At 74.9% G+C, this 22,356-nt stretch carries 18 protein-coding genes; 8 read left to right on the plus strand and 10 right to left on the minus strand.

Features of this window, described 5'->3' with window-relative positions; all coding sequences use genetic code 11:
* Positions 1-6: 6 nt before the first annotated feature.
* Positions 7-813: a hypothetical protein gene (locus ACPPVO_RS46195; protein ID WP_426505109.1), complete on the minus strand. Its 807-nt coding sequence runs from the start codon at positions 811-813 to the stop codon at positions 7-9.
* Between the two features lie 248 nt (positions 814-1,061).
* On the opposite strand from ACPPVO_RS46195, the gene ACPPVO_RS46200 reads away from it, so the two are divergent.
* Both ACPPVO_RS46200 and ACPPVO_RS46205 read left to right on the plus strand, forming a co-directional pair.
* Positions 1,062-3,332 (plus strand): serine/threonine-protein kinase, encoded by a 2,271-nt coding sequence (locus ACPPVO_RS46200; RefSeq protein ID WP_426505111.1) that lies wholly within the window; start codon positions 1,062-1,064, stop codon positions 3,330-3,332.
* A complete protein-coding gene (locus tag ACPPVO_RS46205) occupies positions 3,329-3,757 on the plus strand; it encodes a protein-tyrosine phosphatase family protein (RefSeq protein ID WP_426505112.1) in 429 nt (142 codons plus the stop codon). Before ACPPVO_RS46200 ends, ACPPVO_RS46205 begins: the two co-directional genes overlap by 4 nt.
* On the opposite strand, the gene ACPPVO_RS46210 is transcribed toward ACPPVO_RS46205, so the two are convergent.
* Entirely contained in the window at positions 3,741-5,915 is a 2,175-nt protein-coding gene (locus ACPPVO_RS46210; protein ID WP_426505114.1) for a glycoside hydrolase family 3 C-terminal domain-containing protein, read from the minus strand. The two genes, ACPPVO_RS46205 and ACPPVO_RS46210, sit on opposite strands and share 17 nt — an antisense overlap.
* Positions 5,916-6,002: 87 nt before the next feature.
* Here ACPPVO_RS46210 and ACPPVO_RS46215 point away from each other — a divergent pair, with 87 nt between their 5' ends.
* Positions 6,003-6,806 carry a TetR family transcriptional regulator gene (locus ACPPVO_RS46215; protein WP_426505115.1) on the plus strand — a complete coding sequence of 268 codons (804 nt, stop codon included), beginning with the start codon at positions 6,003-6,005 and terminating at the stop codon, positions 6,804-6,806.
* Here the strand turns inward: ACPPVO_RS46215 and ACPPVO_RS46220 are convergent.
* Together ACPPVO_RS46220 and ACPPVO_RS46225 are read right to left on the minus strand one after the other, a co-directional pair.
* Entirely contained in the window at positions 6,757-7,962 is a 1,206-nt protein-coding gene (locus tag ACPPVO_RS46220; protein WP_426505117.1) for an MFS transporter, read from the minus strand. The genes ACPPVO_RS46215 and ACPPVO_RS46220 overlap by 50 nt on opposite strands.
* A 163-nt stretch (positions 7,963-8,125) precedes the next feature.
* A complete protein-coding gene (locus ACPPVO_RS46225; RefSeq protein WP_426505119.1) occupies positions 8,126-9,559 on the minus strand; it encodes a bis-aminopropyl spermidine synthase family protein in 1,434 nt (477 codons plus the stop codon).
* A gap of 333 nt (positions 9,560-9,892) precedes the next feature.
* On the opposite strand from ACPPVO_RS46225, the gene ACPPVO_RS46230 reads away from it, so the two are divergent.
* The gene (locus ACPPVO_RS46230; RefSeq protein WP_426505121.1) at positions 9,893-11,956 is read left to right on the plus strand and encodes a M4 family metallopeptidase; all 2,064 of its coding nucleotides are present in this window, start codon (positions 9,893-9,895) and stop codon (positions 11,954-11,956) included.
* A gap of 48 nt (positions 11,957-12,004) precedes the next feature.
* Here the strand turns inward: ACPPVO_RS46230 and ACPPVO_RS46235 are convergent, their stop codons facing one another.
* Both ACPPVO_RS46235 and ACPPVO_RS46240 read right to left on the minus strand, forming a co-directional pair.
* On the minus strand, positions 12,005-12,385 hold the full coding sequence (locus ACPPVO_RS46235; protein ID WP_426505123.1) for a PPOX class F420-dependent oxidoreductase: 381 nt from the start codon (positions 12,383-12,385) through the stop codon (positions 12,005-12,007).
* Positions 12,382-13,191 (minus strand): haloalkane dehalogenase, encoded by an 810-nt coding sequence (locus tag ACPPVO_RS46240; protein ID WP_426505125.1) that lies wholly within the window; start codon positions 13,189-13,191, stop codon positions 12,382-12,384. The genes ACPPVO_RS46235 and ACPPVO_RS46240 overlap by 4 nt, the downstream gene beginning before the upstream one ends.
* A gap of 154 nt (positions 13,192-13,345) precedes the next feature.
* Between ACPPVO_RS46240 and ACPPVO_RS46245 the strand changes: the two genes are divergently transcribed.
* On the plus strand, positions 13,346-16,708 hold the full coding sequence (locus ACPPVO_RS46245) for a BTAD domain-containing putative transcriptional regulator (RefSeq protein WP_426505127.1): 3,363 nt from the start codon (positions 13,346-13,348) through the stop codon (positions 16,706-16,708).
* Here the strand turns inward: ACPPVO_RS46245 and ACPPVO_RS46250 are convergent.
* On the minus strand, positions 16,687-17,145 hold the full coding sequence (locus ACPPVO_RS46250) for a GNAT family N-acetyltransferase (protein WP_426505128.1): 459 nt from the start codon (positions 17,143-17,145) through the stop codon (positions 16,687-16,689). The genes ACPPVO_RS46245 and ACPPVO_RS46250 overlap by 22 nt on opposite strands.
* A gap of 79 nt (positions 17,146-17,224) precedes the next feature.
* On the opposite strand from ACPPVO_RS46250, the gene ACPPVO_RS46255 reads away from it, so the two are divergent.
* Genes ACPPVO_RS46255 through ACPPVO_RS46265 form a run of 3 tightly spaced genes read left to right on the plus strand, consistent with a single transcriptional unit; the run spans position 17,225 to position 19,514 of the window.
* Positions 17,225-17,755: a hypothetical protein gene (locus ACPPVO_RS46255; protein ID WP_426505129.1), complete on the plus strand. Its 531-nt coding sequence runs from the start codon at positions 17,225-17,227 to the stop codon at positions 17,753-17,755.
* A 20-nt stretch (positions 17,756-17,775) separates the two neighbouring features.
* Positions 17,776-18,870: a sensor histidine kinase gene (locus tag ACPPVO_RS46260; protein ID WP_426505130.1), complete on the plus strand. Its 1,095-nt coding sequence runs from the start codon at positions 17,776-17,778 to the stop codon at positions 18,868-18,870.
* Positions 18,867-19,514 carry a response regulator gene (locus ACPPVO_RS46265; RefSeq protein WP_426505131.1) on the plus strand — a complete coding sequence of 216 codons (648 nt, stop codon included), beginning with the start codon at positions 18,867-18,869 and terminating at the stop codon, positions 19,512-19,514. The genes ACPPVO_RS46260 and ACPPVO_RS46265 overlap by 4 nt, the downstream gene beginning before the upstream one ends.
* A gap of 3 nt (positions 19,515-19,517) precedes the next feature.
* Here the strand turns inward: ACPPVO_RS46265 and ACPPVO_RS46270 are convergent, their stop codons facing one another.
* From ACPPVO_RS46270 to ACPPVO_RS46280, 3 genes are read right to left on the minus strand one after another with little or no spacing between them, the layout of a single operon-like run.
* On the minus strand, positions 19,518-20,615 hold the full coding sequence (locus ACPPVO_RS46270) for a nitronate monooxygenase (RefSeq protein WP_426505133.1): 1,098 nt from the start codon (positions 20,613-20,615) through the stop codon (positions 19,518-19,520).
* 60 nt (positions 20,616-20,675) lie between these two features.
* On the minus strand, positions 20,676-21,365 hold the full coding sequence (locus ACPPVO_RS46275; protein WP_426505135.1) for a SanA/YdcF family protein: 690 nt from the start codon (positions 21,363-21,365) through the stop codon (positions 20,676-20,678).
* A 24-nt stretch (positions 21,366-21,389) separates the two neighbouring features.
* The gene (locus ACPPVO_RS46280) at positions 21,390-22,352 is read right to left on the minus strand and encodes a carbohydrate kinase family protein (protein WP_426505137.1); all 963 of its coding nucleotides are present in this window, start codon (positions 22,350-22,352) and stop codon (positions 21,390-21,392) included.
* Between the last annotated feature and the right edge of the window lie 4 nt (positions 22,353-22,356).

The following is a 22,356-nucleotide window of genomic DNA, read 5'->3' on the forward strand; positions in this document are numbered from 1 at the left end:
CCCCGATCAGGACGCCCGGTGCCGGGCCCTTCCGGCGGACGGATCCACCGATTCGAGCACGCGGGGCCCGGATTGGCGCGGAACGTGACCGGCCGGCTGCGCCGCGTGCGCGCCGGGCCGCATGGGCTGCGCGAATTGCGGGTTCTCCATCGGGGACGCGTAGACCGGTTCGCTGGCGAAGGCCGCGCGGGCGTAGACGGGCTCGGCGGCGCGCGTGGCGGCCGGGGCCGCGGGGTAGGCGGCGTAGACGGGCACGGCACTGCGAGCGGCCGGCTCGGCGGCCGGGGCCGCGGGGTAGGCGGCGTAGACGGGCACGGCACTGCGAGCGGCCGGCTCGGCGGCCGGGGCCGCGGGGTAGGCGGCGTAGACGGGCACGGCACTGCGAGCGGCCGGCTCGGCGGCCGGGGCCGCGGGGTAGGCGGCGTAGACGGGCTCGGCCGTGCCAGCGGCCGGGGCCGCCGGGTAGGCGGCATACGCGGTCGGCGGGTGCGGCTGGTAGGAGCCGGCGCCGCCGAACTGGCGTGCCGCCGGGTGCGGGCGCGGCGCGGGCAGGTGGCCGGGGCGGGCCGGGCGGGCGATGGCGTAGCGCACGGTGCCAATGCCGCCGCGGATCAGCAGGACGAGCGGGGCGAGCAGCACGAACGCGTTGACGTGGACGAGGCCGCCGAGCAGCACGACCTTGGCCGCCCAGGCCGTCATCACCGCGCCGAGGATCAGGCAGACCACGCGGTACAGCGGCGTGTTGCCCGGCAGGAAGGCCGCCCCGAACACGGCGAGACCGCCGATGCCGTACGCCAAGAGCATGAGCTCCACCCGAACACCCCTCCATGACCTGCGAGCAACCGATCTGCAACCACGGTAGGCGAGCATCCGGACGCGCACTGTCAGCAGATCGGCCCGAGGCCCCGGCTCATGAGGGGACGGATATCTGTCCGGCGCCACACACCGGCGAGGGGTGCGCGTGCTCCGGAGATCCTTCGGGTACACAATGTTGCATGACCGCCGCGCCCCCCGTTGTCGCCAACCGTTACCGAATCCTTGAACCCCTGGGAGTCGGTGGTATGGGGCGGGTCTGGCGCGCCCGGGACGAGACTCTCCACCGCGACGTCGCGGTCAAACAGATCGTCCTGCCCCCCGAGCTGCTCGACAGCGCCCGGGACGTGGCCATGGAGCGCACGCTGCGCGAGGCGCGGGCGGCGGCGCGGCTGAGCCACCCCAACGTGGTGCGGGTCTACGACGTGCTGGCGGCCGAGGGGCAGCCGTGGCTCGTGATGGAGTACGTCAAGTCCCGCTCCCTCGACCAGGTCATCCGCGAGGACGGGCCGCTGCCCCCGCGGCGGGTCGCCGAGATCGGCCTCGCGGTGCTCGACGCGCTGCGCGCGGCCCAGCGGGTCGGGGTCGACCACCGCGACATCAAGCCCGGCAACGTGCTGCTCGCCGAGGACGGCCGCGTGGTCCTCACCGACTTCGGCATCGCCCGCGTCGAGGGCGAGGGCCACGTGACCCGCACCGGCCTCGTGCTCGGCTCGCCGGAGTTCATCGCGCCCGAGCGGGCCCGCGAGGGCATCGCCGGCCCGGCGAGCGATCTCTGGTCGCTCGGCGCCACCCTGTACGCCGCGGTCGAGGGCCGCTCCCCGTTCGGCCGCGGCTCGGCCATGGAGACGCTGACCGCCCTCGCGTCCGAGGAGGCCGACCCGCCGCTGCGGGCGGGCCCGCTCGTCCCGGTGCTGCGCGCGCTGCTGCGCAAGGACCCGCGGGCGCGGGCCGACTTCGCCCAGACCGACGAGCTGCTGCGCCGGGCCCTGCTGCCGCCGGAGCCGCCGCGGAAGAAGCGCTCGTGGCTGGGCGGGTGGGGCCGTGCGGAGACGCCGGCACCGGTCGTACCCGCGCAGCGCACGCCCCCGGCCCGCCCCGCCACCCGCGCCACGCCCCCCGCCGCGGCCACTCCCCCGGCCGCCGCGTCCGCGTCCGAGGCGCCCGCGTCCGCCGCGCCCGCCGCCGCCTCCGCGTCCGCGCCCGCCTCCGCGCCCGCGCCCGCCTCCGCGTCCGCGCCCGCCTCCGCGCCCGCGCCCGCCGCCGCCTCCCCATCCGCCGCGCCCGCCGCCGCCCCGGCCGCCACGCCGGCAGCCGCTGCCGCGGCGCCCGTCGCCGCCGCTCTGGCCGCCGAGCCCGTGGTGCAGGAGCAAGCGGAGCAGCCGGTCGATACCGGCGTTTCCGATAAATCCGGCGTGGTCGAGGGCCCGGTGTTCGGCACCGCGGCGGAGGACGAGCACCCGGAACCGGACGTCGACGCACCGGAGGCCGCGACCTGGGTACCGGTGGCGACGGATCACGAGCCGACCGAAGACCCGACCGCAGTAGTCGAGCCGGCCACGGAAGCAGAACCGGCCGCGGAGGTCGAGGAAGAGCCGGAGACCGAGGCGGTAGCGGAAGAAACGGCGGAAGCAAAAGCGGAGGCCGAGCCCGAGCCGGAATCCGAGACGTTCGCGCCGACCAAGGTCGAGGAGCGCCGAATCCCCGTCGGAGCGTCCGCGCCGGCCAAGGCCGACCCCGTCCCCCCGCGCGCGGCCGGGTCCGCGGCCGTGGTGGCGCCGCCCCCGCGTACCGAGTCCGAGCAGCGGCGCACCGGCCTCCTCCTCGGCGGCGCCGCCGCCGTGCTGGTGGTGGCGGCGCTGGTCTGGTTCACCGTGCGCAGCGACGACGGCGACCCCGGGACCCAGGGCACCGGCGCCACCCAGACCACCGCGGCCGGCGCCGCCCCCGGGCCCAGCGCCGCCGCGGGCACGTCCGCGGCCGGGACCGGCCAGGGCAGCTCGGCGCCCGCGGGCAACGACGGGAACGGGGCCGGCCCGACGGAGCAGCCGGCGAAGGCGGGGACGGCCTCGGGCACGCTCCCGCCGCTGCCCCAGGGCTGGACGGACTACCACGACCCGACGGGCTTCTCCGTGTACGTGCCGCAGGGCTGGAGCAAGTCGCAGGACGGCTCGATCGTGTACTTCAAGGGCAACGGCCGCCTGCTCGGCATCGACCAGTCCAGCCACCCGAAGATGGACCCCGTCGCCGACTGGACGGCGCAGGAGGGCGAGCGGGGCGGCAGCTACTACAAGAACTACACGCGCGTGCACATCGACAGCGTCCCCAACTACTTCGTGGTCGCCGCCGACTGGGAGTTCACCTACGGCAGCAACGGCCGCCAGCACGTGAACAACCGCGGCGTGGTGACGTCGGACCACCAGGCGTACGGCATCTGGTGGTCGACCTCCGAGAGCGACTGGGGCAGCGCCCGGTCCGACCTCGACATCGTCTTCGCGAGCTTCCGCCCGAAGCCGTGACGGCCTGGAGCGAAGGCGCGGAGGGTCTGCTGCGGCTGCCCTCCGGCCGGGCGATCCGCGGGCGGGGGCTGCGCCACGGGCCGCCCGCCACGGCGCCGGAGTTCGGGCTCTACCTGGTCGCGAAGCCACCGGTGGTCGGGTGGGACGCGACCTGGGTGCGCTGGCCCGACTTCCGGCTGCCGGCGGACCGGGCGGCGGCCGCGGCCGCGTTCGCCGCGGCGCTGCGGCGCTCGGGGGACGAGCGGGTCGAGGTCGCCTGCGGGGGCGGGCGCGGCCGGACCGGGACGGCCCTGGCGTGCATCGCGATCCTCGACGGCGTGCCGGCGGACGAGGCCGTGGCCTACGTCCGCCGGCTCTACCACCCGCGCGCCGTCGAGACCCCGTGGCAGCGGCGGTACGTGCGGAACTTCAGTTCGCGGCCTTGAGCAGGGCCGCCATGGTGTCCGGGCCGAACGCGTCCCCGGCGAAGGCGGCCACCCGGGCCAGCGGCATGCTCGCCATGAGCGTGAACATCGCCGGGTCGGCCATTCCCTGGGCCATCGTGTCGCCGCCCCCCGCCGCCATCGCCGCGAACGCCTCCCCCAGGGCCGCGGCCCCGCGCGGGTCGGCGAACCACTCGGCGATCGTCGACTCGGCCGTGAGTACCCGGCGCTCGTCGTCGCCGTCCACCGCGACCGTGGCGGAGAGCCGGAGGTCGCGCGAGGAGGAGCCGGCGGCGATGGTGTACTCCCCCGCCTCCACGACCCACCGCCCGACCTCGACGTCCCAGTAGGCCAGGTCGGCGAGCTCGACCCGGAGGACGACCTCGGCCGCGGCGCCGGCCGCCACGGGTACCGATGCGAAGGCCTTCAGCTCGCGCGCCGCGCGGCGCACGCGGGAGGCGCCCAGGGACGTGTACACCTGCACGACCTCGCGGCCGTCGCGGTCCCCGGTGTTGGCGACCGTCAGGCGCACCTCCAGCGCACCGTCCACGGTGGACACCGCCAGGCCGGAGTACGCGAACGTCGTGTAGGACAGCCCGAACCCGAACGGGTAGGCGACGTCCTGGTCGCGGGCGTCGAAGCCGCGGTACCCGACGTGCACCCCCTCGCCGTAGCGCACGTGGCCCTGCTCGCCCGGGAAGTCCAGGTACGCCGGGTGGTCCTCCAGCCGCTGCGGGATGGTCTCGGTCAGCCGCCCGGACGGGTTCACCACGCCGAAGAGCACGTCCGCGAGCGCGGCGCCGCCGGCCTGGCCGAGCAGCCAGCCCTCGACGAGCGCGGGCACGGCCGCGTCCCACGGCGCCGTGCGTACGACGGCGCCGTTGGAGAGCACGACGACGGTGCGCGGGTTGGCCGCCGCGACGCGCTCGATCAGCTCGAGGTGCCGGGCCGGCAGCTCCAGGCCCGTGCGGTCGGAGCCCTCGGTCTCCTCCTCGGTGCCGGCGAACACGATCGCGACCGACGCCGCGCGGGCCAGCGCCACGGCCGCGTCGACGTCGTCGTAGCCGGGCGCGAAGTGCACCGGCGCCCCGGCCAGCGCGGTGATGGCGTCCAGCGCGTTGTCCAGCCGCGTCGGGTTGATGAGCGAAGAGCCGCCGCCCTGGTACCGCGGGCTGCGCGCCGGCTCCCCGAGCACCGCGATCGCGGCCTCGCCCGGCGCCAGCGGCAACAGGCCGCCCTCGTTGCGCAGCAGGACGATGCCGCGGCTCGCGACCTCCCGCGCGAGCGCGTGGTGCTCGGCGGCGTCGAAGGTCGCGCCCGGACGGGCGGCCGCGAGGGCCTTGCGCACGAGGGCCTCGACCCGCCCGGCGGCGGTGGAGAGCGCCGGGGCGGGCAGGGTTCCGTCGTGTACCGCGGCCGCGAGCGCCCGGTCGCCGGCGTCGTCGGGGCCGGGCATGGTCAGGTCGAGGCCCGCGCGGACCGCCTCGACCCGGTCGACGACCGCGCCCCAGTCGGAGACGAGCACGCCCTCGTAGCCCCACTCACCGCGCAGCACCTCGGTGAGCAGCCACTGGTGCTGGCTGGCGTACACCCCGTTGATCCGGTTGTAGGAGCACATCACCGTCCACGGCCGCGCCCGCTCGACGACCCGCTGGAAGGCGCGCAGGTACATCTCCCGCAGGGTGCGCTCGTCGACGTCGGCGCTGACCCGCATGCGGTCGGTCTCCTGGCTGTTGATCGCGAAGTGCTTCAGCGAGGCGCCCACGCCGCGGCTCTGCAGGCCCGCGACCCACTCGGTGGCCAGCACGCCGGTGAGGATCGGGTCCTCGGAGAAGTACTCGAAGTTGCGGCCGCCGAGCGGGGCGCGCTTGAGGTTGATGCCGGGGCCGAGCAGCACGGCCACGTCCTTGGCCAGGCACTCCGCGGCGAGCGCTTCCCCCACCCGCCGGGCGAGGTCCGCGTCCCAGGTGGAGCCGAGCGCGACCGCGGGCGGGAAGCAGGTGGACGGCTCGCTGTCCAGCAGCCCGTGCCCCTCGCCGAAGACCTGCTTGCGCACGCCGTGCGGGCCGTCGCTGACCATGATCGCGGGTACGCCGGGCACGGCCGTGGTGTGCCAGAAGTCGGCGCCGCTGGTGAGCGCGGCCTGCTCCTCGATCTCCATGTCGACCCCTTACTGAGTACCTAGTAAGTAGTAATTAAGGCGTAACGTAGACCGGACGACCCCGGGCGACAAGGGAGGTGGCGGGAGTTGGCACGGCGCGAGCGCTCGCGGCTGCCGGCCGGGCAGCGGCGCGAGCAGATCATCGCCGCGGCGACGGCGCTGGTCGCCGAACGCGGCTTCTGGGGCCTGTCGATGCAGGACGTGGCCGACGAGTGCGGGCTGACCGTGCCGGGGCTGCTGCACCACGTCGGCTCGAAGGACGGCCTGCTCGTCGCCGTGCTGGAGCACCGCGACGCCGAGGACGCCCGCTCGGTGGGCGAGCCGCACCGGCGCGACGCGGGCGCCGCCCAGGTGGGCGAGCCGCACCCGCGCGACCCGGGCGCCGCCCAGGTGGGCGAGCCGCACCCGCGCGACCCGGGCGCCGCCCAGGTGGGCGAGCCGCACCCGCGCGACCCGGGCGCCGCCCAGGTGGGCGAGCCGCACCCGCGCGACCCGGGCGCCGCCCAGGTGGGCGAGCCGCACCCGCGCGACCCGGGCGCCGCCCAGGTGGGCGAGCCGCACCCGCGCGACCTGCGCGAGCTGTGCGCCGCGCTGGTGCGCCGCAACGCCGGCCAGCCGGAGATCGTGCGCCTGTTCGCGGTGCTGGCCGCGGAGTCCCTCGCCCCGGACCATCCCGCGCACGACTACTTCGCCGCCCGCCAGCGCACCGTGCTCGACTCCCTCGCCGCGCTGGCCGCGCCGGTCTGCGCCGACCCGGAGGCGCTCGCCCACCAGATCATGGCGACGATGGACGGGCTGCAGCTGCAGTGGCTGCGCGACCCGGCGGGCACGGACCTGGTCGCTATGTGGCGGGCGGCGGCGGAGCGGCTGTTCGCCGGCCTATCGGGGTGAACAGGGCCGCCAGGGCGGTCACCGTGACGGCGGCGCCGGCCACCCCGAGCGTCACCGGTACGCCGAGATGCTTCGCCGAGAAGGTGAGCGCCGCGTCGCCGGCCGGGGCGAGCACGAGCTGCAGCGTCCAGAACGCCGCCGTGACCCGGCCGAGCAGGTGGCCCGGGCTGACCTCCTGGCGCAGCGACACCGAGGAGATCCCGGCGATGCCCGTGCACAGCGTCACCGCGGCCGCGAGCACGGCGATGAGCGGCACGTCGGTCGCGAGGCCGATCCCGGCCACGACCAGCCCGCACAGGCCGAACGCGCCGATCCAGGTGGCCCCGAAGCCGGCCCGGCGGCGCAGCGGGGCGACCGCGGCGGAGGCGAACGTGGAGCCGAGCACCCCCGCCGTCAGCACCAGGCCGATGACCGCGTCCGGCTGCCCGAGCCCGCTCATGAGGTGGTACACGATCACGTCGTTGAGGCTCGACGTGAAGAAGATCAGCACCGCGAGGAGCACGGTCAGCGGCAGCATCACCGGGTGGCGGCGGATGAACCGCACCCCCGCGCCGAGGCCGCGCTCGGGGCCCGCGGATCCGGGCCCCCGCAGCTTCACCAGGAACAGCCCGGCCGCGGAGAGCGCGAAGGAGATCGCGTCGAGGCCGATCGCGTAGACCGGGCCGGCGCCCTGGGAGACGAGGCCGGCGACGGCGGGGCCGGCCAGGTACGCGACCGAGTACGCCCCGTACAGCAGCCCGTTGGCCTCGGCGATGCGGTCGGCGGGCACCAGTGCGGGTACCACGGCCACGTAGGTGACCTGGAAGACCATCGAGAACACGGCGGCGGCGGGCAGGACGAGGTACAGCAGCCACGGTTGCGGCCCGGCCAGCCACGCGAGCGGGACGGCGCCGAGCAGCACGAACCGGGCCAGGTCGCACCGGCGCAGCACGCGGCGCCGGTCGAAGCGGTCGGCGATCACGCCCGCGAAGACGCCGGCGAGCAGGGTCGCCACCGCCGACAGGGCGCGAATCCAGCCGAGGTCGGTGATCGAGACGGTCCCGGTGCGCATGAGCAGCGGGACGGCCGCGAACGTGCACGCGTCGCCGAACGCCGACAGCGTCTGCACGCCCATGAACACGGCGAAGTCGCGGCTCCGCCAGAGGGCATCGCTCACGCCGACGCCTCCGCAAGCTCCGGCGCCAGCGCGACAACCCTGTGCCCACGGTGAGTGGCCCCTCCGCTGCGCTCCGGACCACTCACGCCGACGCCTCCGCAAGCTCCGGCGCCAGCGCGACAACCCTGTGCCCACGGTGAGTGGCCCCTCCGCTCCGGACCACTCACGCCAAGAGCGGCACGATCAGGTGGCGGGGCAGGTCGATCAGCCGCGCGTCGAGGTACTCGGGGCGCCCGACGAGCTCGGCCGCCCGCTCCTGGGCGGCGGCCCTGGTCAGACTCGGGTCGGCACGGATCAGCGCGTCGCGCAGCACATTGCCGATCTTGCCATGGACGTGCGTGAGCAGCCATCCGGCGACGCCCCCGGCCGGGCGCAGTTCCGCCTCCACGATCGCCTGCTTCGGGCCGGGCGTGCTGCGGCGCAGGCGCAGGTCGTACTTGGCCCCGACCAGTTCCCGCAGCGCGGCCTGGGCCGACTCGTCGCGCAGGTCGGGGTGGTTGTTGGCGACGAGCAGCGTGACCCGCGGGACGTTCAGCGCGAGCAGCACCCGGGCCAGCCACGGGCCGGGGTCGCCGGCGAGGTCGACGGTGAGCTCGTCCGCCTGGAGCGGGCCGCCGCCGAGGATGCGGGCCGGGCCCCGGGCCGCCGCCCCCTCGAGCGACTGCTCGCCGTGGGTGTAGATGTTGGCCGAGCCGGCGAGCTTGTCGAGGCGGCGGTCGAGGACCTGCCAGGTGTGCGTGGTCGGGCGGCAGACGTAGAGATCGCTGGCGCTGCCGACGGCCTGGGCGCCGTGGTACCGGTTGAAGGCCGGCAGCATCGCCTCGATGACCAGGTCGAGGTCGAGCACGGCCCGCTGCACCTTCAGGCCGAGGGCGGGGGTCAGGGGGCTGAAGCCGTACGCCATGACGAGCCGCCCGTTGGTGCGGTCGCGCAGCGCCTGGGCGCCGCGGCCGAGGAAGAGCTGCACGCCCTCGGGCGTGTACGGCGGGTCGGTGAAGACGACGTCGGCGGTGCCGGCGACCGCCGGCGGCAGGCCGAAGCGCAGGTCGGCGTGGTAGCAGGCGATGCCCGCGCCCTGGCCGTCGATGTACTCGAGGAGCCGCTCGTCGACGTCGACGACGGTGACCTCGGTGCCGGGCAGCGCCTTGCGCACGGCGAGCGAGGTGAGGTCGTGGTCGCCGATGCACACGAGCCGGGCGCCGGCCAGGTCATAGGTGCGGGCCAGCCACCGGGCGCGGCGCTCGGCGGTGGCGGCGGTGGCGGAGACGTGGTCGAGGGCCTGGTCGGGACGGGGCGCGCCGGCGATGAGCTCGGCCATCCCGGTGACGTCGGCCTCGGCGGCGACGGCGAAGCGTTCGTGGTACCGCTGCCGGATCGACGGCTCCAGGGACACCCTGCCGCGCTCGCTGCGCAGGTCCGCGCCGGCCGCACGCAGGAGCGCCTCGGCGGTGCGGCGGGGGACGGCATGATCGCGGACGAGGTCGTCGAGGGTGGCGGGCCCGCCGGCGAGCGCCATGATCAGATCGCGCAATCGGCGGCTCGCGATCCCGGATGCCGAGACGACGGCGGCCACCGCGTCGATCGGCTCCGGCTCCACCGGGGCACCCTACCATCCGGTTAGACAGTTAAAAGTTAACCCGCAGTAGCGGTAAAGCCCGCGTTCGATCTACGGAGCGCGAGATTTCCGGGATGTTTCGCTGCCCGAAGTACAGGGTGGGGGCGAGGGTGCCGAAAGGGCATCGACCCTTGTCCAACTCTTCCGAAGTGTGTGATCGTCCTCGCATCGCCGCAAGTCGATGTCGACGCGGGCCTCCGTACGGCGCGCACACCGGCCCTCAGACGCTTCGACGCGGCGTGACCTCCATTGGTTCCGGCCTGCCCCGTCAAACATTCCCCGGTGGGTTTGGGTCGTTGCTGAAAGAAGGCACCCTTGAAGCTCTCCCCACGGTTCGCTACAGCGGCCGGTGTGTTCGCGGTCGGGCTGGTCACAGCCGGCACGGCCGCGGCCATTCAAGCCACCAACGCCTCGGCCTCCACGGACGCCGTCGAGGTGTCCAACGCCGCCGCCGCCCAGTCGGTCGACTCGTATGTCAAGAGCAAGCCGAGCGTGATCCAGCCCAGCTCCGACGAAAGCTACGTGCAGAACTCGGTGACGGCCTCGGGCAACGCCAAGTACATCTCGTACGACCGTACCTACAAGGGCCTGCACGTCAGGGGCGGTGACTTCGTCGTCGTCACCGACAAGGCCGGCGCGACGCAGTACACGTCCGTGTCGCAGACCAAGGCGATCGGCAACATCTCGACGACCCCGTCGATCACCTCGGCCTCCGCCGAGAAGGTCGCCCGGCAGCAGCTCAAGACGGTCAACAACGTCGAGGGCACCAGCCTGGTCGTGTACACGCTCGACGGGTCGGCGAAGCTCGCCTACGAGACCACGCTGTCCGGCACGGGCGCCGAGGGGGCCAGCCGGCTCACCGTCGACGTCGACGCCAACACCGGCGCCCTGCTCAAGTCCACCGAGCACGTGGTCGACGGCACCGGCACCGGCTGGATCAACGGCTCCGTGACGATCAACACCACGCAGTCGGGCAGCACGTACAGCATGAAGGACCCGTCCATCACGGGCCTGTCGTGTCAGGACGCGGCGAACAACACCACGTTCTCCGGCACCGACGACGTGTGGGGCAACGGGACCGGCACCAACCGGGAGACCGGCTGCGTCGACGCGCTCTACGTCGCGCAGAAGGAAATCTCGATGCTGTCCTCGTGGCTCGGCCGCAACGGCTTCGACGGCTCCGGCGGCGGCTGGCCGCTGCGTGTCGGCCTGAACGACCAGAACGCGTACTACGACGGCACCCAGGTCCAGATCGGCAAGAACACCGCCGGTCAGTGGATCGCCTCCGCCGACGTCGTCGGCCACGAGAACGGCCACGGCATCGACGACCACACGCCGGGCGGTATCTCGAACGGCAACACCCAGGAGTTCGTCGCGGACACGTTCGGCGCGGCCACCGAGTGGTTCGCGAACAACCCGAACGACCCGCCGGACTACCTGGTCGGCGAGGAGGTCAACCTCGTCGGCAGCGGCCCGATCCGCAACATGTACAACCCGTCGGCCCTCGGCGACGACAACTGCTACTCCAGCAGCATCCCGTCGGAGGAGGTCCACGCGGCCGCCGGCCCGGGTAACCACTGGTTCTACCTGATGGCGCAGGGTTCGTCCGGCAACGGTCAGCCCGCGAGCTCGACCTGCAACGGCTCGACGGTCACCAACCCGCTGGGCATCCAGAACGCCATCAAGATCATGTACAACGCGATGCTGATGAAGACCTCGTCGTCGTCGTACCTGAAGTACCGCACCTGGACGCTGACCGCGGCGAAGAACCTGTTCCCGGGCAGCTGCACCCAGTTCAACACGGTCAAGGCCGCGTGGGACGCGGTGTCCGTGCCGGCGCAGTCGGCCGACCCGACCTGCACCGGCGGCACCACGCCGCCGCCCACCACCGGTGGTCCGACCACCACGCCGCCCACCGGCGGCTGCTCCGGCCAGAAGCTGGCGAACCCCGGCTTCGAGTCCGGCGCGACGTCGTGGACCGGCACCACGGGCAGCATCGGCCAGTGGGCCAGCTCGGGCGAGGCCGCGCACGGCGGCACCTACAGCTCGTGGCTCGACGGGTACGGCTCGACCCACACCGAGGCGATTCAGCAATCGGTGACCATCCCGGCCGGATGTACAGCGACGCTCTCGTTCTACGTCCACATCGACACGGCCGAGACGACCACCAGTGTGGCCTACGACAAGCTGACCATCACGGCCGGCTCGACGACCGTGGCCACGCTGTCGAACCTCAACAAGGCCTCCGGCTACCAGCTCAAGAGCTACAGCATCAGCGCTCTGGCGGGCCAGACGGTCACGATCAAGTTCAGCGGCACCGAGGACTCCTCGCTGCAGACCTCGTTCGTCATCGACGACACGGCCGTCACGCTGAGCTGAGCAGTCTCTGAAGGAGGGGCCCGGGCCGCGCGTCGCCCGGGCCCTTCTTCATATCGTCACCGCGATCCCGATGACCGGCGGCTTGCGCAGGCGCAGCACCCGCGCGAAGAAGTTGCCGGCCCGGGACAGGAAATACTTCCCGGCGATGTACCGCCGCGCCTGCGCCGTGCCCGCCTCGTCGAGCAGCCGCGCGGTGCCGGACGCCGTCGGCGCCCCCGGCTTCACCGTGCCGCGCACGTTGCACGGGGTGAGCTCGACCTGCCCGTTGTTGCGGATGCGCTTGACCTTCCAGGCGTCGAGGTTGGACACGATGAACACCTCGCCGTCGTGCAGCGCGTGCCACACCGGCGTCGCGACCGGAGTGCCGTCCTTGCGATACGTGGTCAGGCGGACGTAGCCGGCCCGCCCGATCTCTTCCACTGCGCTCATTCGTCAAATGTACGGAGCCAGTCGCCCAGCGCCCGGGCAACCGCCTCCGGCGCGTCCGCGGGCAGGAAGTGCCCCGCGTCGCCCACGCCGGCGACGGTGAGCGCGGGCAGCTCGGCCCGGCACAGCGCGACCCGCTCGGCGGTCACGACCACGCCCGGCGAGCCGTGCACGAGCAGCTTCGGCACCGGGCTCTCCCGCAGGTGCGCCCAGCCGGCGGCCATGAGCGCGACCGTGTCGGCGGGCTCGCCCGCGATCGGGATCTCCCGGGCCCACTGCAGCAGCGGCCGGCGGGAGCGCGCGTCCGGGTAGTGCTCGCCGTACTGCGGCGCGACGGCCTCGATGAAGAAGTTCTCGTCGAGCACCATCCGCTCGCCCTCGCCCCGGGTGCGCAGCCGGCGGAACACCTCCCGGCCGCCCTCGTCGAACTCCTCCCACCCGGCGAGCGGGCGCAGGTGGCCCTCCATGAACGCGAAGCCCCGGATCTCCTGCGGCCGGCGCCGCAGCAGCTCCATGCCGATCGCCACGCCCCAGTCGTGCCCGACCAGCACCGGCCGCTCGAGCCCGAGCGCGTCGAGCAGCGCGTCGACGTGCTCGACGTGGTCGGCGAGGCGGTACTCCAGGTCGGGCCGGCCGGACCGCCCCATGCCGATCAGGTCGGGCGCCACCGCCCGCCGCCCGCCGAGGTCGGCGTGCTCGAGCACCCCGCTCCACAGCTGCGACGAGGTCGGGTTGCCGTGCAGGAAGAGCACGGGCGGGCCGTCCCCACCGGTGTCCAGGCAGTGCATCGTCGTGCCGAGCACCTTCACGCCGCCCATTCTGCAACACCCCGTTTGGTTGGACTTGCCGCGCCGGGTGGGCGCCGCGGCCGCGCCGTTCAGGTGCTCATCGAGCCCGCGGGCTCCCCGTGCGCCGGACCGGCCCGTAGGCTCGGCGCGGCGCACGTCAGGATCGGGGGCCCGCATGCTGCAGTTCCGCATCCTGGGCCCGCTCGAGGTCGAAAACGCCGGCGCCCCGGTCGACACCGGCACCCCGAAGCAGCGCGCCGTGCTGGCGATGCTCGCCACCCAGCCCGGCCGGGTCGTCTCCGTGCAGCGCCTCATCGACGAACTGTGGGCCGACGAGCCGCCGGAGCGCGCGATCGCGTCCCTGCAGGCGTACGTCTCCCGCCTGCGCCGCGCCCTCGAGCCCGGCCGCACCGCCCGGGACCGCTCGGCGGTGCTGGTCAGCCGCTCGCCCGGCTACGTGCTGCAGGTGCCGGCCGAGTCCGTCGACGCCGCCCGCTTCGCCGCCGCCGTGGAGCGCACCGGCGAGCCCGCGGAGGTCCTGCCGGCGCTGAGCGAGGCCCTGGACCTCTGGCGCGGCGACCCGCTGCCGGAGCTCGGCGAGTCGGCCCTGGCCCGCGCCGAACGCAGCCGCCTGGTCGAACTGCGGCTGACCGCGATCGAACGGCACTCGGACGCCCTGCTCGCCCTCGGCCGCGCGCCCGAGGTGGTGTACCGCACCGAGTCCGCCCTGGCCGAGGCCCCCTACCGGGAGCGGCTGTGGGGGCAGCTCATGCTGGCGCTGTACCGCGGCGGCCGGCAGGCGGACGCGATGTCGGCGTACGCCCGCGCGCGCCGCGGCCTCACGGAGGAGCTGGGCATCGAGCCCGGGCCGGCGCTGCAGCAGCTGGCCCAGGAGATCCTGCGCCAGGCCCCGCACCTGGAAGCGGCACCCACCACCGCGGCGGCCACGCCACCCACTGCGGCACCCACCGCGGCGGCCACGCCATCCGCTGCGGCACCCACCGCCGCGCCGACCGCCTCGGCCACCGCCACCTCCACGGCACCCGCCGCCGCGCCCGCCACCTTCGCCACCCCGCCCTCCGCCGCCACCACCGCTCCCGCCGCAGCCCCAGCCGCGCCCACCACCACTCCTGCCGTCACCGCCATCGCCACCGCGGAACCCCTCACCGCGTCGCCCTTTCCTCCGGGCGTTACGGACATTTCCGATACGCGGAGCATGTCAGAAATCGACGACGATGACGAGCTCGTCGGCCGCGACCCCGAGCTGCGCACCGTCGACCGCCTCCTCGCCGAGGCCGCCGCGGGCCACGGCCGGCTGCTCCTCGTCTCCGGCAGCCCCGGCATCGGCAAGTCGGCCCTGCTGCGCGAGGTCGCCGCCCGCGCCCGGGGCTTCGTCGGCGCCGGCTCCGGCGTCGACGGCGAGGCGCCGCCCGTGTTCCTGCCCTGGGCCCAGATCCTGTGCGCCATCGCGAGCAGCGAGCCCGCGGCCGCCGCCCTGGCCGAGGCCTTCGCGCCCTACGGCAACCTGCCCGCCGTCCTCGACCCCACCCTCGCCGACGTGCTGGCCCTGCCGGCCGCCGAGCGGATCGCCGACCCCGAGATGGCGCGCTCCCGGCTGCTGCGCGGCATCGTCGACGGCCTCGGCCGGCTCGCCGGGAACGTGCCGCTGGTGCTGGTACTCGACGACGCCCACTGGCTCGACGCGCCCTCCACGGTGCTGCTCACCATGTTCGCCAAGGCGCTGCGGGGCCGCCGGGTGCTGCTGGCCGTCGGGTACCGGGAGGCCGAGCTGGCCCCCGACGCGCCCCTCGCCGGCGTGCTCGCCGAGCTGGTCGCCGGCCCGGCCGCGGTCCGGATGCCGCTGGACGGCCTCGGCCCCGACGGCATCGCCGCGCTGGCGCGCTCGGTCACCGGCGGCGAGGTACCCGAGGCGACCGTCGACATGCTGGCCGACCGCACCGGCGGCAACCCGTTCTTCGTCGTCGAGCTGCTGCGCGTGCTCGTCGCCGAGCACACCCTGTCGCCCGAGCACGTGCCGGTGCGGGTCCAGGAGGTGCTCCGCCGCCGGCTGGCGAAGCTCCCCGGCCAGGTAAACGCCGTGCTCGCGGTCGCCGCGGTGCTCGGGCGCGACGTGGCCGTGCCGGTGCTGCGCGACGTCGTGCAGATCGACGAGCTGGACCTGTTCGACACGCTCGACACCGCCGTCGTCGCCGGGCTGCTGACCGCCACCGACGACCCCGGCCTGCTGCGGTTCTCCCACGATCTGGTGCGCCAGACCGCGTACCAGGACCAGGGGCCGCTGCGCCGGGCCCGGCTGCACGCCCGGGCCGCCCAGGCGCTGCGCGACACCGGCCTCGGCACCGCGGCCCAGCTGGCCGGGCACCTGCGGGCCGCGCTGCCGGTGCTCTCGCCCTACGACGTGGTGCCGGCCCTGGCCGCGGCGGCCCGCGAGGCGTACGACCGCACCGCGCACGAGCAGGCCTCGGAGCTGCTCGACGAGGGCCTGGAGCTGTTGCGCCGCGCCCCGGCGGGCGAGCGGCGCGACGTCGCCGAGCTCGACCTGCGCATCCGGCTGGCGTACATGCGCCAGGCCAGCGACGGGTACCTGGCGCCGGTCGCCGCCGAGCAGTACGCCGCCATGGAGCCGCTGCTGCTGCGCCTGCGGGGACGGCCGGTGCTCGACGTGCTGCCGGCGCTGTGGGGGTACGCCTCCTTCCACACCGCCGCCGGCGATGTCCGGCGGGCCGTGTCGGTCGCCCGCTCCCCCGCGCACGGCCCCGCCGACCCGTGGGCCGCGGTCGTCGCCGAGGTGCACGAGGGCCACGCCGCGCTGACCGTGCCGGACCTGCCGCGGGCCTACGCGCACTTCGAGAACGCGCTCGACGCGCTGCCCGGCGGCGACCTGCCGGTGTTCCCGATCGTCAACTGGGACCCGGTCATCGGCGCGCTGGCCCCGGCCGCGATCGCCTGCGGCATGCTCGGCGACGACGACACGGCCCAGGCCCACCTCCGCGCGGCCCGGGCGCGGGCGGCGCGGGTCGGCGAGCTGTTCCTGGACATGTACGTCGCGCATTTCACCGCCGTCGTGGCCGCCGACCGCGACGATCCCGAGGCGGCCGCGGCGGCGGCCCGGGACACCCTCGGGCTGGCGGAGCGGGGCGGGCACCGGGAGTACCGCAGCCTCGCCGGGCTGGTGCTGGGCTGGGCGGAGGTGCGCACCGGCGACCCGGCCGGGCTCGCGCGGATGGCCGCCGCGCGCGAGCACCTCGGCGACGCCATGCGCCGCTTCGGGCGGCTCGAGGCCCTCTACGCCGACGCCCTGCTCGCGCTCGACCGGCGCGACGAGGCCGCCGCGGTCGCGACCGCCGCGCTCGAGGCCGGGCTGACCGGGCAGAGCGCGTTCGCCGAGCCGGACCTGCTCCGCCTGCGGGCCCTGGCGACCGGCGACACCACCTGGGCCGATGCGGCGCTGCGGCGGGCCGGCGAGCTGCACCACGCCCGCGCGCTGGCCCGGGCTCAGCTGATCGTGCGCTCGTAACAGACGGACAGCTCGGAGCCCTGGTAAACCCCGAAGAGCGGGATCTGGCGGTACCCCTCCCGCTCGTAGAACCGCCGCGCGTCGGGCTGCTCGGTGCCGGTCTCCAGGCGCAGCCGCGGCCAGCCGCGCCCGGCCGCGTGGCGTTCGAGGGCGCGCAGCAGCGCCGTGGCGACACCGGTGCCGCGGGCGGGCGGGGTGACGTACATCCGCTTGATCTCGGCGCTGGAACCGTCCAGCCGCCGCAGCGCCCCGCAGCCGACCGGCGCGCCGTCGCGCTCGGCGACCAGGAAGACGTCGACGTCGTCCGCGCTCGGGGCGGCGCCGGGTTCGTGCTCCTCGCCGCCGTACCGCGCGTCGAGCTCCGCCACCTGCTCGGCCCGCAGGGCCGCCCCGGCCGGGTCGTCCCACGGCCGCTCCTGGATGATCCACTCCGCCACGGGTTGGATACTAATCTCCACCCGGGGCTCCACCCGTGGGTGGCGGCGCTCGCGGACGCCGATCAATACCGTTCTCGCCATGAACACGACCACGCTGCTGATCGCCGTCGCCGTCATCGTCCTGCTCATGGTCCGCCGGTACATCGGGGAGCCGCTCGAGGCCCGGCGCCTGATCGTCCCGCCGCTGCTGCTCATCGTCGCCGGCGGCTACACCCTCGCGCAGGTCGACTTCGCCACCGCGGCCAAGCACCCGGTCATCGACGGCGCGGTGCTCGGCGCCGGGGCGGTGCTCGCGGTGATCGGCGGCATCGTGCGGGGCCTGACCGTGAAGGTGTTCGTGCAGCAGGGCCACGTGTGGTACCGCTACACGCTCGTCACCATCGGCGTGTGGGTCGCCCTCATCGTGCTGCGGGTCGGCCAGACGCTCGCCGGGCGCTCCCTGCACGCCGACGCCGCGGTGCTCTCGGCCGGCCTGCTGCTCGTGCTCGGCCTGAGCTTCCTCGGCGAGGCCGCGATCGTCGGCCGGCGCGCCATCGCCACCGGCGCCCCGTTCGCACCGCAGGGCGCCCGGCGGGCCGCCCGCCGCGGTGACTTCATCGGCCGGGTCTGAGCATGGCGCAGACTGGTCCGGTGTTCGAGTTCGTCACCGCGCGCCGCGTCGCCCGGTACCGCCAGCTGCGCTCCCTGATCATCCTGACGATCGTGGTCATCGCGATGTTCCAGGACGAACCCCGGCCCGGGCTCTCCGGCCGGGGCCTCGCCCTGCTCGCCGGCATCGTGTTCGGCGGGGCGGCGTGGACCGCGATGACGCTGCGGTTCGGGGCCCCGCGCTGGCAGCCGTACACCATCGCCGCCTCCATGCTGGCCGGGTTCGAGCTGACCCTGGCCCGCCCGGGCGGCTACGGCGCCGTCTTCGCCCTCGCCGGGGTCACCATCGCGTGCGCGTCGCTGCCGCTGACGACCGCCGCGGTGCTCACCGGCGCCGGCGCGGTCCTGCTGGTCGTCGCGCACACGATCGCCGGCTCCCCGCTGGAGTCGATAGTCATCTGGGCCGGCGCGATGCTCCTGCTGTTCCTGCTGGGCAACGTCCGCCGCGAGCGCGAGGCCCGCGCCGAGCAGAACGAGCTCCTGGCCGGCGAGCAGGCCAAGGCGGCCGCGCTGGCCGAGCGGGCGAGGCTGGCCCGCGAGATCCACGACGTGCTCGCCCACTCCCTCTCCGCCCTGTCCCTGCAGCTGGAGACGGCGGCCGCGCTGCTGGAGCGCGACCGGGCCGCGGACGCCGCGGTGATCGTCGACCGCGCCGGTCGCCTGGCCCGCGACGGCCTCACCGAGACGCGGCGCGCCGTGAGCGCCCTGCGCGGCGATCCCGTGCCGCTGCCGGAGCTGCTGCGCGAGCTCACCGCCGACGCGGACTTCGCGCTGCTGGGCGAGCCGCGCGACGTGACCGCCGAGACGGGCCTGGCGCTGTACCGTTCCGCGCAGGAGGCGCTCACGAACGTCCGCAAGCACGCGCCGGGCAGCTCGGTCGACGTCCGGCTCGAGTACGGCAAGACCGAGATCCGCCTCACCGTGCGCAACCACGGCCCGGCCGGGCCGCCGACGACGGGGTTGTCGTCCGGGTACGGCCTGACCGGCCTGCGCGAGCGCGCCGAGCTCGCCGGCGGGGCGTTCGCGGCCGGGCCGTCGGACGACGGCTGGCTGGTGGATGTGAGGATGCCCGGATGAGCATCCGGGTTGTGGTGGCCGACGATCAGACCGCCGTGCGGGAGGGGCTGGCCCTGATGCTGAGCCTGCTCGACGACGTCGAGGTGGTGGGCGAGGCCGCGGACGGCGAGACGGCGCTGGAGCTGGTGGCGCGGCACAGCCCGGACGTGGTGCTGATGGACCTGCGCATGCCGCGCATGGATGGCGTGGCGGCCACGGGCGCGATCCGCGCCGCGCACCCCGAGACCCGGGTGGTGGTCCTGACGACGTTCGCCGACGACGACGACATCCTGACGGCCCTGCAGGCGGGCGCCCTGGGCTACCTGACGAAGGACGCGGGCCGGGTCCAGATCGCCCAGGCCATCCGCGCAGCCGCGGCGGGCCAGTCGGTGCTGGACCCGAAGGTGCAGCAGCGCCTCCTGGCCGCGGCCGTGCAGTCCTCGTCCGCGGCCCCGCCCCCGCCCGTCGCGGAGGGCCTGACCGCCCGCGAGACCGAGGTGCTGAGCCTGATCGCCGCGGGCCTGTCGAACCGCGAGATCGCCGAGCGCCTGTACGTCACCGAGGTCACGGTGAAGTCGCACATCAACCGCCTGTTCGCGAAGATCGGCGTGCGCGACCGCGCCCAGGCCGTCCGCTACGCCTTCGAGCGCGGCCTGGCCTCGTGACGGTCAGGCCCGGCTGGCGAGCCGCCGGAGGACGTCGGCGGCGGGACCGTCCGTGGCGAAGCGGAAGCCGGTCCCGGCCCACAGGTTGACCCGGTCGGCGTCGTTCGCCCGCGCGGCGGCCCGGCGCAGCGGGGTCGTGAGGTAGTGCACCGCGGGGTAGCCCGAGGGCGCCTCGCCGTCGTGGCGGTCGACGAAGCCGTTGCGCAGGGCCCGCGCGGGCCGGCCGCTGAACGCCCGCGTGATCACGGTGTCCACGGTGGACCAGATCCCCGTCCCGACGAGCCCGTCGCCGGCGTCGTCCCGGGCGCTCTCGTCGCCGGCCTCGGCGCGGACGGCGCGGGTGGCCGCCTCGGCCAGCGTCGCCTTGTGTACCGCCGACGCGCCGCTCTCGTCCGTGCGCAGCAGGGCGGTGCCGACCATCACGGCCTCGGCGCCCGCCTCCAGGGTGGCGACCACGTCGTCGGCGGTGCCCACGCCGCCCGCGGCGATCACGGGGAGGTCGACCACGCCCTGGACGGCGCGCACCAGGTCCGTGAGCGGCACGTCGCGCGGGATGATCGTCGGCGTGAAGGTGCCCGAGTGCGCGCCGGCCTCCGAGGACTGCACGATCAGGCCGTCGAAGCCCAGCTCGGCGGCGGCGCGGGCCTCCGCGGTGGACGTCACGGTCTGCAGGACCACGGTGCCGGCCCGGCGCAGTGCGGCCACCGTGGCCGCCGGGGGCAGGGCGAACGTGAAGGAGACCAGCGGGACCGGGCGGGACAGGAGCAGGTCGATCTTCGCCGACCAGTCGTCGTCGTGCTCGGTGATCTCGGCGTTCGCCAGGTCCAGGCCGTAGGCGTCGGCCTCGCGCTGCAGGATCCGGGCGTAGGCGCGGAACTCGGCGGGGTCGACCGGGACCGGGTTCGGGGCGAAGACGTTCACGCCGTAAGGCCCGTCCACCTCGTCCAGCTGGGCGGCCAGGTCCGCCGCGGTCCGGTAGCCCGCGGCCAGGAAACCCAGGCTGTCGGCGCGGGCGGCCGCCGTCACCAGGGCCGTGGTCGTCGGGCCGCCGGCCATGGGGGCGGCGATCACGGGTGAGGCAACGCCCAGCAACGAGGTCATGCCCCCGATCATCCCCTGTCGGCGGCGAACCCCGAAGACGGGGGCGAAACCGGGCACGGATCAGCCCTGGTCGAGGGCTTCCCGCACCGAGGTCTCGGGCCGGCCGAGGAACACCGGGTCGCGCCCCGACAGCACGTCCCACGCGGCCTTGTCCGCCGCGCCGTACTCGCGCGCCGAGGCCTGCAGCCACGGCGCCCGGAAGCGGGCCATCGTCGTGTCGCCCACGCCCGTCGCGTCCACGCCGAGATGGCGGCACAGCGTCACGGCGCGCTCCAGGTGGAACGCCTGGGTGACGATGATCATCTTGTCGACGCCGAAGACGCGCTTGGCCCGGGCGCAGGAGTCGTACGTGTCGAAGCCCGCGTGGTCCTCGATGATCCGGCCGGCCGGGACGCCGTGGGCGTTGAGCCACAGCCACATGTTGCCGGGCTCGTCGTACCCCCAGTCCATGTGGTCGCCGGAGACCAGGATCGCCTTGACCTTGCCCGCGGCGTACAGCTGCCGCGCGAGCTCCAGCCGCGCCTCCAGGAAGGGCGAGGGCGTCCCGTCGTCGTACACCTGGGCGCCGAGCACCATGACGACCGGGGCCGCCGGCACGTCGGCGACGGTGAAGATGTGCCCGTCGGCCGCCGTCCGCAGCCACATGCTGCTCTCGGCCGTCAGGACGCCGACCACGATCGCCGCCGCGAACCCCAGCCGCACCACACGCCGCAGATATGCCCGCCACATTCCCCCGAGGATCGCGTTCACCCGCGGAATTCCAACAGAACGACGCTAATCCGACAAGCGCGGGCCCCAGGACGGCGCCGCCCGGGCCATCGCGGCGGCCAGGTCGGCCTCGGCGATGAGCTCCTGGTGGGTGCCCTCGGCGCCGCAGGCGAACGCGCCGGACACGGCGCCCGCGAGCGCGCACTCGGGCAGCGGGCGCCCGTGCAGCCAGCGGCTCATGAAGGCGGTGCTGAACGCGTCGCCGGCGCCGTTGGAGTCGACGGCGGGCCGCTCCAGCGCCGCGACGGGGAAGCGCAGCGGCGCCGGGCCCGACCACTCGGCGAGCACCCGGCATCCGGCCTCGCCCTCGGTGGCCACCACGACCGAGGCGCGGCCCTCGGTGAGGATGCGGCGCATGACGTCGTCGATCCGGTCGGGTACCGCCGCCGAGGAGAGGAACACGAGGTCCGCCTCGCCCGCCATCGGCCACGCCCAGCCGGCCTCGCCGTCCCAGGCGTGCACGTCCGTCGAGGTCGAGATGCCCAGCTCGCGGGCGGCCGCCCAGACGGCGGGCGTGCGCTGGGTGGCGACGTGCACGTGGGCCGCCCTCTCGACCAGCGGGAGGTAGAAGTCCTCCGGGAAGACGTACCCGTCCGGGTGGCGCCCGTCGAAGAAGGAGAACCGGCGCCCGGCCGCGTCGACGAGGTTCACGCTGCGCGGGGTGCCGTTCGGCGCCGGGATGAAGACACCGTCGAGGCCGAGCACCGCGTGGCGGGCCCGGATCAGCGCGCCCTGCTCGTCGTCGCCGAGCACGTCGGCGAACCGGGTGCGCAGGCCCAGCGCGTGGAACCCGAGCGCCACGCCGTTGCCGGAGTGGGCGACGTAGTCGCGGATCGGCGGCACCGGCAGGTTGTCGCTGTCGGGCAGGGCGAGCTCGGGCACGCGGACGATGGTGTCCACGCCCGCTCCCCCCAGCACCAGCACGTCGAAGTCGACCACCGCCGAAGCATAGACGGCGCGGTTGGGCATCGAG

It is taken from the genome of Dactylosporangium sp. McL0621, assembly GCF_049995355.1.
Taxonomy (GTDB): Bacteria; Actinomycetota; Actinomycetes; order Mycobacteriales; family Micromonosporaceae; genus Dactylosporangium.

Coding starts and splice junctions, on each gene's coding strand:
- ACPPVO_RS46245 (WP_426505127.1), top strand. CDS start 13,346: ATGCTGCAGTTCCGCATCCTGGGCCCGCTCGAGGTCGAAAACGCCGGC.
- ACPPVO_RS46270 (WP_426505133.1), bottom strand. CDS start 20,615: ATGACCTCGTTGCTGGGCGTTGCCTCACCCGTGATCGCCGCCCCCATG.
- ACPPVO_RS46210 (WP_426505114.1), bottom strand. CDS start 5,915: ATGGAGATCGAGGAGCAGGCCGCGCTCACCAGCGGCGCCGACTTCTGG.
- ACPPVO_RS46265 (WP_426505131.1), top strand. CDS start 18,867: ATGAGCATCCGGGTTGTGGTGGCCGACGATCAGACCGCCGTGCGGGAG.
- ACPPVO_RS46255 (WP_426505129.1), top strand. CDS start 17,225: ATGAACACGACCACGCTGCTGATCGCCGTCGCCGTCATCGTCCTGCTC.
- ACPPVO_RS46200 (WP_426505111.1), top strand. CDS start 1,062: ATGGGGCGGGTCTGGCGCGCCCGGGACGAGACTCTCCACCGCGACGTC.
- ACPPVO_RS46235 (WP_426505123.1), bottom strand. CDS start 12,385: ATGAGCGCAGTGGAAGAGATCGGGCGGGCCGGCTACGTCCGCCTGACC.
- ACPPVO_RS46280 (WP_426505137.1), bottom strand. CDS start 22,352: ATGCCCAACCGCGCCGTCTATGCTTCGGCGGTGGTCGACTTCGACGTG.